At 57.9% G+C, this 14,835-nt stretch carries 13 protein-coding genes, 1 tRNA gene and 1 pseudogene; 7 read left to right on the top strand and 8 right to left on the bottom strand.

The genetic code is table 11. The features are described from left to right. Positions 1 to 158 precede the first annotated feature (158 nt). The 3 genes from arsJ to ACR0M3_RS04900 are packed head-to-tail and all read right to left on the bottom strand — an operon-like array spanning position 159 to position 3,249. Positions 159 to 1,424: an organoarsenical effux MFS transporter ArsJ gene (arsJ, locus tag ACR0M3_RS04910; protein WP_480909877.1), complete on the bottom strand. Its 1,266-nt coding sequence runs from the start codon at positions 1,422 to 1,424 to the stop codon at positions 159 to 161. Further along, positions 1,421 to 2,419, bottom strand: coding sequence for an ArsJ-associated glyceraldehyde-3-phosphate dehydrogenase (locus tag ACR0M3_RS04905; RefSeq protein WP_480909876.1), 999 nt, complete (start codon positions 2,417 to 2,419; stop codon positions 1,421 to 1,423). Before ACR0M3_RS04905 ends, arsJ begins: the two co-directional genes overlap by 4 nt. Then, positions 2,416 to 3,249 carry an arsenate reductase/protein-tyrosine-phosphatase family protein gene (locus ACR0M3_RS04900; RefSeq protein ID WP_480909875.1) on the bottom strand — a complete coding sequence of 278 codons (834 nt, stop codon included), beginning with the start codon at positions 3,247 to 3,249 and terminating at the stop codon, positions 2,416 to 2,418. Before ACR0M3_RS04900 ends, ACR0M3_RS04905 begins: the two co-directional genes overlap by 4 nt. Before the next feature lie 238 nt (positions 3,250 to 3,487). Between ACR0M3_RS04900 and ACR0M3_RS04895 the strand changes: the two genes are divergently transcribed. Both ACR0M3_RS04895 and tnpA read left to right on the top strand, forming a co-directional pair. Next, a tRNA-Thr gene (locus ACR0M3_RS04895) sits at positions 3,488 to 3,563 on the top strand. 54 nt (positions 3,564 to 3,617) lie between these two features. Beyond that, positions 3,618 to 4,048, top strand: a pseudogene (gene tnpA / locus ACR0M3_RS04890) (IS200/IS605 family transposase). A 57-nt stretch (positions 4,049 to 4,105) separates the two neighbouring features. On the opposite strand, the gene pncB reads toward tnpA, so the two are convergent. Next, positions 4,106 to 5,398 carry a nicotinate phosphoribosyltransferase gene (gene pncB, locus ACR0M3_RS04885; RefSeq protein ID WP_480484546.1) on the bottom strand — a complete coding sequence of 431 codons (1,293 nt, stop codon included), beginning with the start codon at positions 5,396 to 5,398 and terminating at the stop codon, positions 4,106 to 4,108. 164 nt (positions 5,399 to 5,562) lie between these two features. On the opposite strand from pncB, the gene ACR0M3_RS04880 reads away from it, so the two are divergent. After that, positions 5,563 to 6,096 (top strand): hypothetical protein, encoded by a 534-nt coding sequence (locus ACR0M3_RS04880; protein ID WP_480559275.1) that lies wholly within the window; start codon positions 5,563 to 5,565, stop codon positions 6,094 to 6,096. Here ACR0M3_RS04880 and pncA read toward each other — a convergent pair. Continuing rightward, a complete protein-coding gene (gene pncA / locus ACR0M3_RS04875; protein ID WP_480559277.1) occupies positions 6,093 to 6,686 on the bottom strand; it encodes a bifunctional nicotinamidase/pyrazinamidase in 594 nt (197 codons plus the stop codon). The two genes, ACR0M3_RS04880 and pncA, sit on opposite strands and share 4 nt — an antisense overlap. Before the next feature lie 97 nt (positions 6,687 to 6,783). Between pncA and trhO the strand changes: the two genes are divergently transcribed. Further along, positions 6,784 to 7,689 (top strand): oxygen-dependent tRNA uridine(34) hydroxylase TrhO, encoded by a 906-nt coding sequence (gene trhO / locus ACR0M3_RS04870; protein WP_480487027.1) that lies wholly within the window; start codon positions 6,784 to 6,786, stop codon positions 7,687 to 7,689. Positions 7,690 to 7,754: 65 nt separating this feature from the next. Further along, positions 7,755 to 8,267, top strand: coding sequence for a potassium channel family protein (locus ACR0M3_RS04865; RefSeq protein ID WP_209505145.1), 513 nt, complete (start codon positions 7,755 to 7,757; stop codon positions 8,265 to 8,267). A gap of 3 nt (positions 8,268 to 8,270) precedes the next feature. Here ACR0M3_RS04865 and ACR0M3_RS04860 read toward each other — a convergent pair whose 3' ends face one another. Continuing rightward, complete coding sequence (locus ACR0M3_RS04860) at positions 8,271 to 8,600, bottom strand: hypothetical protein (RefSeq protein WP_480487031.1); 330 nt, start codon at positions 8,598 to 8,600, stop codon at positions 8,271 to 8,273. Positions 8,601 to 8,787: 187 nt separating this feature from the next. Here ACR0M3_RS04860 and betB point away from each other — a divergent pair, with 187 nt between their 5' ends. Both betB and ACR0M3_RS04850 read left to right on the top strand, forming a co-directional pair. Next, the gene (gene betB, locus ACR0M3_RS04855; protein ID WP_480484552.1) at positions 8,788 to 10,242 is read left to right on the top strand and encodes a betaine-aldehyde dehydrogenase; all 1,455 of its coding nucleotides are present in this window, start codon (positions 8,788 to 8,790) and stop codon (positions 10,240 to 10,242) included. A 119-nt stretch (positions 10,243 to 10,361) separates the two neighbouring features. Next, positions 10,362 to 11,729, top strand: a complete 1,368-nt coding sequence (locus ACR0M3_RS04850; RefSeq protein ID WP_480909874.1) for an MmgE/PrpD family protein — start codon at positions 10,362 to 10,364, stop codon at positions 11,727 to 11,729. A gap of 58 nt (positions 11,730 to 11,787) precedes the next feature. Here the strand turns inward: ACR0M3_RS04850 and ACR0M3_RS04845 are convergent, their stop codons facing one another. Then, the gene (locus ACR0M3_RS04845) at positions 11,788 to 13,935 is read right to left on the bottom strand and encodes a hypothetical protein (RefSeq protein ID WP_480898586.1); all 2,148 of its coding nucleotides are present in this window, start codon (positions 13,933 to 13,935) and stop codon (positions 11,788 to 11,790) included. Then, a complete protein-coding gene (motA, locus tag ACR0M3_RS04840) occupies positions 13,932 to 14,801 on the bottom strand; it encodes a flagellar motor stator protein MotA (protein WP_480484555.1) in 870 nt (289 codons plus the stop codon). Before motA ends, ACR0M3_RS04845 begins: the two co-directional genes overlap by 4 nt. Positions 14,802 to 14,835 lie beyond the last annotated feature (34 nt).

The raw sequence follows: 14,835 nt of genomic DNA, 5'->3' as shown, positions 1-14,835 counted from the left end.
CGGTGTCGTCATGGTTTACTGAACATTGCGAAGGCATATGCCGAAACATGTAAAATTCGCGCCGTTCGATTTTCTATAACCTTGCGCAGCCCCGCCGATCAGATCGCCACCAATCATGGCGAGGGCGATTCAGTCTGTGAGGTATCGTTCAAAAACGGTCACGTCAGTGCGTCGGAGGTTTGGTCTGTCAGTTGGCCTGAAGTCAGCGCAGCAAGGGCCAACATTACGGACGCGGTGCCGAGGACCATTGGCAATCCTCCGATCTGATAAGTCAGGCCGGACAGAACCGTGCCGATCAGCCGGCCTGTTGCATTTGCCATGTAATAAAATCCGACATCCATTGTCACGCGTTCGGACCGGGTGAAAGCCAGGATCAGATAGGAATGCAGCGATGAATTCACCGCAAATATTGCTCCGAAGATCAGCAGCCCAGCCACAAGCGTTATGGTCTGCCAGGTTTCAGGCCCATTTGACAGCGATACGACCAATGTTAGAGCCGCAGGAACGCAGAAAAGGACAATCGCCCAATTACGTGCCGCGCGGATCAAATCGCCTTCGGTTCGATCCGCCGCACGAAGGATCTTTGGCGCGTAGGCCTGCACTGCGCCATAGAGGATGACCCACAGCGCCATGAATGTTCCGATCATGAAGAACGCGGAACGGTTGCCGTCGTCGGTGCCATCCGACAGGACGGCGTAGAAATAGATCGGGATGCCGACCACGAACCAGACATCGCGGGCGCCGAACAGAAAGACGCGCGCTGCGGATAGCCAGTTCACATTGGCGGATTTTGATAATATTTCCGAGAATTTCGCCCCTTTTCGCCCCTTCGGCAGGCCCGCTGGCATGAACAGAATAACTGCGAACAGGATCAGTGCCAGAACCGCCGCCATGGCCAGAATTGCCGTCATGAATCCCAACGTGGCCAGCATGGCCGCGCCCAACAGGAAACCCAGCCCTTTGACGGCGTTTTTTGATCCGGTCAGCACCGCGACCCACCGAAACAGCCCTCCGCCCTCGGCCGGGGCCAGTAATTTGACTGATGATTTCGACGACATCTTGGCCAGATCCTTGGCCACTCCGCTTGCCCCCTGCACCATCATCACAAAGCTGACCGAGGCGGTAACGGTCCAGTGCGGATCAAGCTGCGTCATGGCAAGCAACGCCACCACCTGCAGCCCCAATCCTGCATAAAGGGTGGACGTCAACCCGAACCGGGCGGCAATCCAGCCTGCGGCCAGGTTGGTGACGATCCCAGCAATCTCGTAAAGCACAAACAGATAGGCCAGCTGAACAGGTGAGAATCCCATGGTGTGAAAGTGCAGTAGCACCAACATCCTGAGCGCCCCGTCAGTCAGCATAAAGGCCCAATAAGCCGCCGTGACCGCGACATAAGCCGACAGTCCTTCGGGCCGCTGGGTCACAGCAAGGACCCGACCATCAGCGCCACATCCACCAAGCGGTGCGCATAGCCCATCTCATTGTCGTACCACGCATAGATTTTCACCTGTGTCCCGTTTATCACCATGGTCGAGGGCGCATCGACAATCGAGGAGCGTTTGTCATTGGTGTAATCGGTGGATACCAGTGGGCGGGTCTCATAACCCAGAATACCCTTCAGATCAGCCTCAGCCGCCGCTTTGAAGAGGGCGTTGACCTCGTCAACCGTGGTGGCCCGCTCAACTTCGAATACGCAATCGGTCAGCGAGGCGTTTAAAAGCGGCACCCTGACGGCGTGACCATTCAGACGCCCCTTGAGTTCGGGATAGATCAGCGTGATGGCGGTGGCCGAACCGGTGGTCGTCGGGATCAGTGAGTTGAGGGCCGACCGTGCGCGCCGCAAGTCCTTTGCGGGCCGATCAACGATTGTTTGCGTGTTGGTCACGTCATGGATCGTAGTCATCGACCCGTGGCGGATACCCAGATTCTCGTGGATCACCTTGACCACCGGCGCCAGGCAATTCGTTGTGCAAGAGGCCGCTGTCACAATTTTATGGGTCGCGGGGTCATATGTGCTTTCATTCACTCCAACAACGATATTTGCCGTCGGGCCGTCTTTGACCGGGGCAGAGACGACGACTTTCTTTACCCCGGCATCAAAATATGGGGCCAGCTTGGCCTCGGTCTTGAACACGCCCGTACAGTCGATCACGACATCAACGCCATCCAGCGGCAGGGTGTTCAGGTCTTTCGTGCCGATGAACGGCAGGCGGGTTCCATTCACAGTGATGCTGTCGGCATCAAAGCTGAATTCTGCATCCCAACGCCCGTGTACCGTGTCGAACTCCAACAGATGCGCGTGCATCTGGGAGTCGCCGAAGGCATCGTTGATCCAGGCAATCTTTGCGCCCCGTTCCAACAAGGGCTTCAGGGCCAGTTTCCCCATTCGGCCAAGGCCGTTCACAGCGTAAGTCGTCATGGCGCATCCTCAAGTGGCGACCGCGCGATTTCATCAACGGCGGATTGCAGTGCGATCCGGTCCAGGCTTTCAACCGGCAGCGATGTAAAGGCTTGAACCCGACGCTTCAGCGCGCCGTACGCGTTTTGAAAGGCCAAGCTTTTCTCGGCATCGGTGCCTTCTGCCTTGACCGGATCCGCCATGCCCCAGTGACCGCTGATCGGCTGGCCTTCCCACGCGGGGCATTCTTCGTTCGCAGCCTGATTGCAGACCGAAAAGACGAAATCCATTTCAGGTGCGCCCGGTCGCGAGAACTCGGATACATTCTTGGAGCGGAGCGCCGATGTATCATGCCCCTTGTCTTGCAGAACCCGAACTGCAAACGGGTTGAGTTCGGAAAACGGTCGTATGCCGGCCGAATACACATTGAACCGATCCCCGCCGATATCCCGCAAAAGGGATTCGGCAAAGATCGACCGGGCAGAATTACCCACGCAAATGAACAACACATTGAACTTTCGGTCAGCCATGGTTTCGCGCCCTTTGGCCAAGGGCATGCAAAGATCGGGTCGGCCACGGCAGCAATCCACGAGCAGGAAATCGAACATGTGCTGCACGTTCTTCATCTCAATCGAATAGAGCAGTGACGTCCCGGATCGTTCCTGCTTGACCAGCCCGGATCGCTGCAACGCGTTGAGATAGTTCGACAAGGTGCTGGACTTGATCCCCAGTTCCGACGCCAGTTCCCCCGCTGGAACAGTGTCAGGATACCGTCGCATCAACATGCGAAACACGGTGATACGTTGTGGGTGGCCAAGGATGGCCAGTTGATCGATTTCTTCTGTTATCATATTTCATGAATTATGGAATTATAGGTATGAAGTCAAAACGACTTTTGCGTCGTTACAAAAATTTCACAAACTGGAAGCTCGCCCCAATGGATTGATCATTGGCCCAATACCTCGACGACAACATCTGGTGAAAAGAGCGGAAAGGCCCGAACGGACACAACTGGTCTTGCAGGCTTCAGGCTGACAGTTTAAATGAGCCATCTCATCCGGAAGAGACCAGTTTCGGATGACTCAAGGCGCCGCTGTAGCTCAGCTGGTAGAGCACGTCATTCGTAATGATGGGGTCGGGGGTTCGAGTCCCTTCAGCGGCACCACAAGTTTCAGTATCCACGCTTTGACGCAAACCCTTCGACTTCCGGTCGGGCCCGATTCAGTGCGGAGAATCGTGTTATGATATTGGCAAGCACTGCGTTTTCTATCACCGTACCATATCGTCTGGTCGACCAAGTATCGCTATAAGGTGCTGACCGGTGCGGTGCGCCTGCGGGTGCGCGCCATCGTCCGTCAGGTCTGCCACGAGAACGAGGTCGACATCTTGCGCGGGGTGTTGTTGAGCGATCCCGTGCATTTGTTCGTGTCGGTGCCGCCGAAGATTGCCATCTCGGGTCTGGTGCGCAAGATGAAGGGCCGTTCGTCTCACAAGGTGCAACGGGAAATTCCCGCGCTGCGCAGCCGCTACTGTGGACGCCGGTTCTGAGGCTGGGGGTATTTCTCAACCACCGACGGCGCCATCACCGAGAACATCGTGCTGCAATACCTCGAAAACCATATCGCCGATCCTGCCGACGCCAATCTGTAGTCGTTTAGTCCCGGCATCATATGAATTGAGGATAAGTGTTTGATATTGTGCCTTGGCTTAGACAATCACCTCGATCGCCTCCTGAGCGCCAACGCCAAACACCCGCTTATAGCGTTCGATCTGGTCCTTCGGGCCCATCGCCTTTTCCGGGTTGTCCGACAGCTTTACCGTCGGGCGTCCATTGGCGGATACGGCTTTGCAGACCAATGAGAACGGTGCCAGCGAGTCATTTGGAACCAGACCGCGGAAATCGTTGGTCAGCAAGGTACCCCAGCCAAAGGATACTTTGGTGCGGTCAGCAAACTGCGCATGCAATTCCTGGATTTTGTCCACATCCAACCCGTCCGAGAAAATGATCCGTTTCTGGGTCGGGTCTTCACCGCGCGCTTTCCACCAGTCGATGGCCACCTCGGCGGCGGTGGCCGGATCACCGCTGTCGATGCGAATACCGGTCCAGCCCGCCAGCCAGTCGGGTGCGTTGTCCAGAAAGCCCTTGGTGCCGTAGGTATCGGGCAGAATGATGCGCAGATTGCCGTCATGTTCGTCATGCCAATCGCTGAGAACGTCATAAGGGGCCTGTGCCAGTTCGGCATCGGTGTCGGCCAGCGCGGAATAGACCATCGGCAGCTCATGCGCGTTGGTGCCGATGGCCTCAACCTCACGCCGCATCGCGATCAGGCAGTTTGAGGTTCCGGTAAACGCGGGGCCAAGCCCTTCGATCATCGCCTGCACGCACCAATCCTGCCACAGGAAGGAATGCCGTCGCCGCGTGCCGAAATCGGCAATCCCCAGACCGTTGATCGTGCTCAGCTTTTCGATCTTTTCCCATACGCGGGTCATCGCGCGGGCATATAGCACCTGTAGCGCAAACCGGCGCATGTCGTTCAACACCGCGCGCGAGCGCAGTTCCATCAGCACCGCCAGCGCCGGAATTTCCCACAACATGACCTCGTGCCATTTGCCTTCGAAGGTCAGTTCATACTGATCGCCTTTGCGTTCAAGGTGGTAGGGCGGCAGGCGCATATTCTCGAACCATTCCATGAAATCGGAACGGAACATCTGGCGTTTTCCATAGAACATGTTGCCCCGCAGCCAGGTGCTTTCCCCCCGGCTGAGACTAAGCGAGCGGATATGATCCAGCTGTTCCCGCAGCTCACCTTCGTCGATCAAACGGGCCAAAGGCACGTGATTCGACCGGTTGATCAGGGAAAACACCACATTTGTTTGGGGCTTGTTTCGAAACACTGACTGGCACATCAGCAGTTTGTAGAAGTCTGTGTCGATTAAAGACCGGACAATCGGGTCAATCTTCCATTTATGATTGTAGACGCGGGTCGCGATGTCGACCATGGGGAACTCCTGCGATTTCCGTAGTTAGATCAATCGACAACGGGAATGGCAAGAGTCGCTGATTTGGTGACAATGCCAGCATGACGTCACAATACGGGCATATTGTGCATTGTTTTCGCCGGTTAGTGAGAGAAGGGGATGGAAAGACGAAACTGAGTTTGTGAATGGGTCTCGAGTACGATTTTGATATTGTTAATGTAGCACTGAACGAAATTGACCCGGAGAAGCTGGGGTCAGACTCTGATGTGGAACGCCAGGTGTGTGCGGTGTTTCGCGACATCAGAACAGCAGATGCGCTACGGGGAACATCGCCGAAAATCCGCAAGATTTTCCTGGATGCCGGGTTCAGCCTCGAGTCGCGGAACAGCGGCATCGTGCCCGGTGTGTTTCCGGCCGAAGATCAGGTGGACCGGGTCAGGATTCTGCGTTCTCTGTTTGAGAACATAAAATCGCGCGGCGTTCAGGGGGAGTATTGCGGCGAATTCAACCTGTGGGATTTTCTGCATTACATTCGGATGGCGCAGCCCATGGCCGGGATCGTGCGTACGCGTCAGGTGCGCAAACAGCCGCCACAGCAACAGCAACCCGTTTCGGACCGTCGGCGTTCTATTTCGGGGCGTATCGGGCTGGCGTTTGGGCTGGCCGTTGTTTTGTTTGTGACGATCAAACTGCTGGCAGCTGCCGGGGCGACACCTTAGGCCAGCGTAACACCGGCGTCGCGCATGGCCTGCTCGGCGGCAGCCAGTGATCCGTCCATGTCAATCGCGCGGCAGGCATCCATCCGGACTGTGACATCAATGCCCAACCGGGCAGCGTCTACAGCCGAATAGTGAACGCAGAAATCGGTCGCCAATCCAACCAGTGTCAAACGGGTGATGCCTCGGGTCTCAAGATAGCCTTTCAGGCCTGTTGGCGTCTGATGGTCATTTTCGAAGAACGCGGAATAACTGTCGATGCCACTGCGAAACCCCTTGCGCAGGATCAAATCGCCATCGGTGCGCAACTCGGGGTGAAACGCAGCACCGTTTGAGCCCTGAACGCAATGGTCCGGCCACAGCACCTGCGGGCCATAAGGCATGTCGATCAGCTCGAACGGGTTTTTGCCTTTGTGCGAGCTGGCAAAGGAAGAATGCCCCGCCGGATGCCAGTCCTGCGTCAGGATCACGGCGTCGAACTCCTCCATCATGGTATTGATAGACGCGACGATTTCGTCTCCTCCGGCCACTGCCAAGGCACCGCCCGGGCAGAAATCGTTCTGGACATCGATGACAAGCAGGGCATGGGTCATGGCGGCCTCCGTATAACTGCCTTATCGGTAGGGGGCAGGGGCCGGGGCGTCAATGCAATCCCTTGCGACTCCGGGTTTGCGGGGGTAGATCGCGCATATGTACACGATCGCTGCCCTCTATCACTTTACCCGATTCCCAGACCCCGTCACACTGCGCGAACCGTTGCTTGACCTGTGCCGCGCGCAGTCCGTCACGGGAACGCTGTTGCTGGCGCAGGAAGGTATCAACGGCACCATCGCAGGCCCACGCGCCGGGATCGATGCGGTATTGGCACATATCCGGGCTTTGCCCGGTTGCTCGGATCTGGAGTGGAAAGAGGCGACCTCGGACCATCCGCCTTTCGGCAAGATGAAGGTGCGGCTGAAGAAAGAGATCGTGACCATGGGTCAGCCGGATGTCGATCCGCGCGCCCGTGTCGGCAACTATGTTGACCCGCAGGACTGGAATGATCTGATCCGTTCGGACGATGTCGTGGTGATCGACACCCGCAATGACTACGAAGTGGCGATCGGCACGTTTGAAGGCGCAATAGACCCTGAAACAGCCAGTTTCCGCGAATTTCCTGCCTGGTGGGAGGCGAACAAGGACCGCTTTCACAACAAGCGCGTTGCCATGTTCTGCACCGGCGGCATCCGGTGCGAGAAGTCCACCAATTACCTGCTGGGGCAGGGGGTCGATGATGTCTATCACCTCAAAGGTGGCATCCTGCGCTATCTTGAAGAGATGCCATCCGAAGACAGCTCGTGGCAGGGTGAATGTTTTGTGTTCGACAATCGTGTCTCGGTAGGGCACGGCCTTGTTGAAGGACCGCACAAGCTGTGCCATGGCTGCCGTCGCCCGATCCTGCCCGAGGATATGAAACGCCCCGAATATGAACATGGTGTGTCCTGTCACCAATGCATCGACGAGACCTCCGAGGCCGACAAGATGCGCTTTCGTGAACGGCAAAAACAGATAGTGCTTGCGCGCAAGCGGGGCGAGCCGCATTTGCGGCAGGACTGAAAGCGGGTTGCAGGCCCTTGCTTTAGGTCGGATGATCACCGTCAGACTAGGCTGAGAGGGCGTTCATGCACCGCAAACCCACAACTCTGGAAGAATGGAAATCGACCCTGATTGCTGCATTGGGGCTGGTTCTGACAAGTTTTCTTGCCTGGTTCGGGCTATCGCGTCTTAACGAAACCGCTGCGGGTGACATGATCGGAACAATCGCGTCGGTTGGCCTGCTGATCTGGCTGGTGTCGCAATCCTGGTATTACATGACCCAGGTTACATCGCCGCGACGGCTTTTGTTCCTGATGGGTGTGTCATTCATCCAGGTCGTCCCGTTCCTGTTCGCCGCCGTCTACGGAGCTTTTGGGTACAACGATAATTGTGTGGTCGGGGCGCAGGGTCCGGGGGATGTCCTGTATTTCTCATATGTCACCTTCACCACGGTCGGGTATGGCGACATGTCCCCGACCGGCCTGTGTCGCGGGCTTGCAGTGTCCGAGGCTGTGACCGGTTACATTCTGCTGGGTATGTTTGTTGCGGCTGCGGTTGCGCTTTATACCCGCAATCATGCGCCAGAAGACCCTAAGTAAGGGTTATCTGTTGTGATCAATCCAGCGGGACATCATTTTCTTGTCCCGAAAACACTCGGACGGGATCGGGCGGTGCTTGCTGCGTGAGATCCGTTCGGCGAATGCCACCTGCTTGCCCGTCGGGTAATCGTCGAATTGCGAGGTGCCGCGCGGTTTGTGGGCCGAAATCCAGTCGGACAACAACCGCCTGTCGCGCTGCGCCTCGACCGGGATCTCAAGCGCTGATTTCTCGGCAATGGCGCGCGCATATCGCATCTGCCGGTCTGTTACCGGAAGCAGATGGTAGTCGTTGTTTGGCCCGTTCAGTGCCACGTGGCGCATGTGCTGGGTCATCGGTTTGTCCTCTGACTATGTGGAACATATATAGAACATAAACCAAAAATTTCAAGGTTTGTGAGCGATGGCAGGCGTTATCTTGCCGCTTGGATGATTTTATTGACTGGCTAGTCAATAACCGTTAGGGCCGATTCCAAACGACCAAATGCCCCGTCCGGACGGGTGTTTAGGAAAAGGACACGGTATGAAGTTTCAGCCCAAGGCCAGCCATTTCATTGACGGCGCCTATGTCGAGGATACCGATGGCGCGGCCATTGACGTGATCTACCCCGCTACCGGCGAGGTGATTGCCCGCCTGCATTCGGCGACACCGGCGATTGTGGAAAAGGCTCTGAACAGCGCGAAAACGGCTCAGGCAGCCTGGGCCGCACTGACTGGAACGGAACGCGGCCGCATTCTGCGCCGCGCGGCCGACATCATGCGCGACCACAATTATGACCTGTCGGTTCTGGAAACCCATGACACCGGCAAACCGATTCAGGAAACTACGGTGGCAGACGCCACATCGGGTGCGGACGCGCTGGAGTATTTCGGCGGGTTGGCCGCCTCTCTGACCGGCGAGCATATTCCGCTGGGCGGTGGCGATTTCGTCTACACCATCCGTCAGGCGCTGGGCGTTTGCGTCGGCATCGGGGCGTGGAACTATCCCACGCAGATTGCCTGCTGGAAAGGTGCCCCGGCGCTGGCCTGCGGCAACACGATGGTCTTCAAGCCCTCGGAAACGACGCCTCTTTCGGCGTTGAAAGTGGCCGAGATTCTGGTCGAGGCCGGCGCACCCAAAGGTGTCTACAACGTGATTCAGGGCTATGGCGACGTGGGGGCCGCGCTGGTCACCGATCCGCGTGTGGCCAAGGTCTCGCTGACCGGATCGGTGCCGACAGGCCGCAAGGTTTATGCCGCGGCGGCTGACGGTATGAAGCACGTGACCATGGAACTGGGCGGCAAATCTCCGATGATCGTCTTTGACGATGCCGACATCGAAAACGCGGTGTCCGGCGCGATCCTTGGCAACTTCTATTCATCGGGCCAGGTCTGTTCCAACGGCACCCGCGTCTTTGTGCAAAAAGGGATCAAGGATGCCTTCCTGAAACGCCTGTCCGAACGTCTGGCCAACGCCAAAATCGGCGATCCGATGGACGAGAACGTCAGCTTTGGTCCGATGGTCAGCGAAAACCAGTTGAACATCGCGCTGAGCTACGTCGACAAAGCCAGGGCCGAGGGCGCAAGGCTGGTCTTTGGCGGCAACCGGATCGAAGGCGGCGGTTTCTACATGCAGCCGACCGTTTTTGCTGATGTGACCGATGACATGACCATCGCGCGCGAGGAAATCTTTGGCCCCGTCATGTCGGTGCTGGATTTCGACACGGAATCCGAGGTCATGGCCCGTGCCAATGACACCGAATTTGGTCTGGCCGCAGGCGTCTTCACCAATGACCTGACCCGCGCGCACCGTGTTGTGGCCGGGTTCGAGGCGGGAACCTGTTATATCAACACCTATAACCTTGCCCCGGTCGAAGCCCCGTTTGGGGGATCGAAGATGTCGGGTGTCGGACGTGAGAACTCGAAGCTGGCGATCAACCATTTTTCGGAAATGAAAACAGTCTACGTTTCCATGAATGACGTCGAAGCCCCTTACTAGGGTCTTTTCTTCGTTCGTTTTCCTCTGTTCCCGACATTTGGCGTCGGGAACAGAGTACAAGCCCGCCCTTACCTGTGGCTGACTTTCCTGTACCGGCCCCGCCCGACAGGAGAGCTCTCATGACGCATAACCCGCAGACAAATACATTTTCCAGGGTTGCCGATTTCACGCTGACCCGTGCGGCCTCGGACATGCCTGAAAGCGCACTAGAGGCTGCGGCGCTGATGATGCTCGACACGATGGGGATCCTGATCGCATCCGGCCCGATGCAGGCAGGCGTGATCGCGCGGGACACGGCGGCATTGCTTTATGCCAGTACCGATCCTGCATATGGCGCACGGATGTTGTTCGATGGCCGCACCGTCAGCATGGCGGGTGCTGCCTATGCTGCCGCCACGCAAACCGACAATCTGGACGGTCACGACGGATATAACCCCACCAAGGGCCATATCGGGGTGGTCGTGTTGCCAGCGCTGGCCGCACTGGCCGAACATTGCCCGAATCTGACCGGACCCGAGGCTTTGGCGGCGGTCGTTGCCGGGTACGAGGTGGCCGGGCGCGCGGGCCTGTCGCTGCACGCAAGTGTCAGCGATTACCACACATCCGGTGCCTGGAACGCGCTTGGCGTGGTTGCGATGGCGGCGCGCCTGCGCGGATTTTCTGTCGACCAGATGCGGCAGGCGATGGGAATTGCCGAATATCACGGTCCACGCAGCCAGATGATGCGCGAGATTGCCAACCCCACAATGCTGCATGACGGGTCGGGTTGGGGCGCGATGGTGGGGCTGTCCGCCGCTGTTCTGGCCGAACGCGGCTTTACCGGCGCGCCCGCCATCACAATCGAGGCGGAAGAGGTCACACCCTACTGGGAGGATCTGGGAACCTTTTGGCAGGTCGAACATCAATACGTGAAACCCTATCCGATCTGTCGCTGGGCCCATGCCGCGATTGATGGCGTGCGCGCTGTCATGATCGCGCATGACCTGACCAGCACGCAGATCGAAACTTTGCATATCAGCAGCTTTCATCAGGCGGCCTGCCTTTTTGCGGGACTGCCCGAAACAACTTCGCAAGCGCAGTATTCCCTGCCATTTGCCGTGGCAGTTCAGGCCGTTTACGGGCGCATCGGCGTTGAACATATCTCAGGGTCTGGCCTGTCTGATCCTGCGGTCGCCAATCTGATGTCCCGCATCACGGTCGCGGAAAGCGAACACCACAGCTCCCGGTTTCCCGAAGGGCGCTGGGCAGACGTCACGATCACGACAACGGATGGCCGTGTTCTGAAATCCGGGGATATTCATGCCCGCGGCGGCCCCGAGGCCCCCATGTCACGGGACGATGTCATCGCCAAGTATACGCAGTTTGCGGCCCCCGTGCTTGGACAAGATCGTGCCGACCGCATCCGTCAAGTGATACTTAGTTGGCCGGACAAAAGCGCGCGGTATGCAGACCTGACACCGCTGATTTTTGATCCACCAGAACCGTGAACCGCGCCCCGACCCGCCTGCAACGATCCGGGCAACTGGACCGGTTGGCTGTGAAACCTCACTCCACCCTGACCGTGTTCAGCATTTCGACGATCCTCTGCCGCGTTGCCAGACTGTCCTCCAGCAGGCTTCCCGCATCCGCCAACGGCTTGCCTGACACGCGAATCGGCGGGGCCAAAAGGGCCTCGGAGGTTTGGTTGAGGCTTGCGTACTTTCCGTCAGAGGGCCCAATCCTTTCCTCCGGTAACCCGGCCAGCCATAGGTATCGGTTTGCTTCTTCCTGTTGCCCGCGGTTCTGCATGAGTTCGGCCACCGCCGCATAGTCCTGCACCTTGTCCAACGCCTGCGCCTGCAGGACGAGCGCCTCGTCCGAGGTATCATTGGCCAGCTCAAGCATGGCCTGTTGCGGGCGGTCCGACAACAACGCCGCACGGGCGCGCAGACGGGCACGCTCTGACCGCCGGGCCCGATCCTCAGGCCTGTTTGCCAGCGCAACGGCCTGATCGGCAAAGCCAAGCACGGCCAGGCGTTCGGCCAGTGTAATCACGGTATCCGTGGATAGCGCCGCCGCCCGACCCGACTGCTGCACCAATGAGACCTGACGCAAAAAGGTAAGGTCGTCTGAGCGTTCTGCCAGCAGTTGCAGGTGACGGTTGAAAGCGCTGTTGCTGTCCGAACCGTCTGGCAAAGACTGGATCACATCGAATGCGCTGTCGAAATCCTGGCTCAGACCCAGGGCAATCGCATGGGTGCGGTTCATCATCGGGCCCAGTTCAGATCGCCGGAACTCGATCGCGTAAGACGCGGCCAGTTCAAGTTCCCTTGAAGACACAGTCTTGCGGTCGGACCACCGCTTTTCCACCAGCCGCGCCAAAGCCAAAGGCGCCTCGGACTTGGCCCCGGCCGAGGTCGCGACTTCGGTCAACAGCGCCTCTTCAAGGGCGCTGTCGCCTTCGGCTTCGGCGACGCCAGCACGGGCCAGCGTGGTGTTCGGGGACGGCTTCTGTTCAACCCGGTCGACCGAACGCATGATTCTTCGCGCGGCCTCCAGTTCCTGCGCGTCTGTCAGGATATCCGAAAGTCGCGCGCCAAGGTGGCGGCGAAGATGCTCTGGCAGCTTTGCAAAGCTGTGTTCGATGGCTTCAAGATGTGCATCAGGTGCCAGCTTTCCCTCAGATAGCACGGCCCAAAGTGCGACGTCGCTGTTGCACCGTTGCTGGCCCCTGAATGGATTTGAAACCTGTGCTGGCCGCTCATCCACCAGCCGTGCAATCCCTTCAACACGTCCAGCCTCATCAGGTGGGGGGGGCAATAACTGCAAAACCTTCAGCGCCTCGGCCCCAAAGCCGTTATAGGCATAGAGCTTTGCCAGCTTCAGCGCGCTTTCCGCGTCAAGACGGTCGAACTCTTTGTATAGGGCGGTGCGCAAGGCGGACACCTGCTCTGGAAACGGGCGCGTCCCGGACCATGTCGTGAACCCGAGTTCAGCCGTTGAGATACAAACCGGGTTGTTATCGATCTGCTGCAAACCAGAGTTCAGAATGTCCTGCAGATCATCCAGAACCGAGGTCACGCGGATGTTCGATGTCAATCCGGGTAACAGCGTCACGGACTCGGACGAGGCAGAACGGCGCGGTCCGACAGGTGCCAAATTCAGGTCCAGCAGCTCACGATCCGCCCCTTGCACCAGACGGGTCGACAACTGATCCCTGATCCCGTGCGTCTTCCCGGTCAGAAGCGGCAGGTCCAGCTGGGAAAGAAGCTTGTGTTCCGCGGGAGAAGCTTTCGGCGCTGCCGGTTTTTTTCGGGTCGGCGGAGGGATTTCCGCAAGCAAGGGCGGCAGAGCTATTGCTGGTGCAATGTCCAAAACGATCATCGAGTTTCGAAACAGGAACGCCGACGCCGTGCAGTCGCACCCGAATTCCAGCTCAAGCGCACTACCGGGTTGCGCCTGCGACAGCGCGGCCAGCCGATCTGATGTCAACCGCCCGAACACCGAACCCGCCCGAAATGTGACATCCTTCAGGTCAATTGCCAGCTTGGCGCCGTTCTTGCGTTGGCTCAGAACCCAGCCCGTATCCGGTGGAACGGTGAAAACCAGCCGGGTGTAGCCGTCATGTTCACCGGACCGCACAGTCACCTCTTCAGAGGTTGCGGCCGTTGCAAGTGTGATCAATGCTGCAACCAGTATCGCGGTTTGCCTCATGCCGCGGCCCGTTTGAGCTCTTTCAACGCATCCTCAAGCTCAGAGAAATCAGGGCGGTTATGCGTTGGTGTGTTCTGGCGTCCGACCTCAATGCACATAGCAGCATTGTGGTTGTGCAAGTTTGCAACCAAAACTTCCTTGATCAACTGATAGAAGTGGTTGTCTTCCTCGACAACGGATTTCAGCTTGGCCGCAAAGGGACCAACCAGACCGTAGGCCAGAAAGACACCCAGAAACGTACCCACAAGGGCGCCGCCGATCAGTTTTCCCAGAACTTCCGGTGGCTGATCAATGGACCCCATTGTCTTGATTACCCCCAGAACGGCGGCGACAATTCCAAGCGCGGGCAGGCCGTCGGCCACGGTTTGCAAGGCGTGGCTCGAATGCAGGGCATGGTGGAAATTCGCTTCCATCCGTTTCTCAAGAACCTCTTCGACCTGATGCGGATCGTCGTAATTCATCGCCGCGGACCGCATCGTGTCGCAAATCAGATCAACCGCTTCCTTGTCGGCCTGAATTCTGGGGTAGGACGAAAACAGGTCCGAGCTGCCGGGGTCTTCGATATGCTGTTCCACCTCTACCGGATTGGCGCGGGCAATGCGGATGAGGGAAAACAGCAGGCACAACAGGTCGCGGTAATCCTCGGGCTTCCATTTCGGGCCTTTAAAGACCTTCCCCATGTCCTTGATCGTGTGTTTCACGCCGCCGATGTCGTTGCTGATCAAAAAGGCACCAACCGCGGCACCACCGATCATCATCATCTCAAACGGAAGCGACTTTAGAATGATGGTCATCTTGCCGCCAGCGGCCAGATAGCCGCCGAAGACCATCACGAAAATGACGACAATTCCAACTATTCCAATCATCTGAGATCTCCGGCTATGTGTGTTGCAACTGCGG

The organism is Ruegeria sp. O5, from assembly GCF_056535105.1.
The sequence above is the reverse complement of the archived record's forward strand: the minus strand, read 5'-3'. Positions and strand labels throughout refer to the sequence as shown.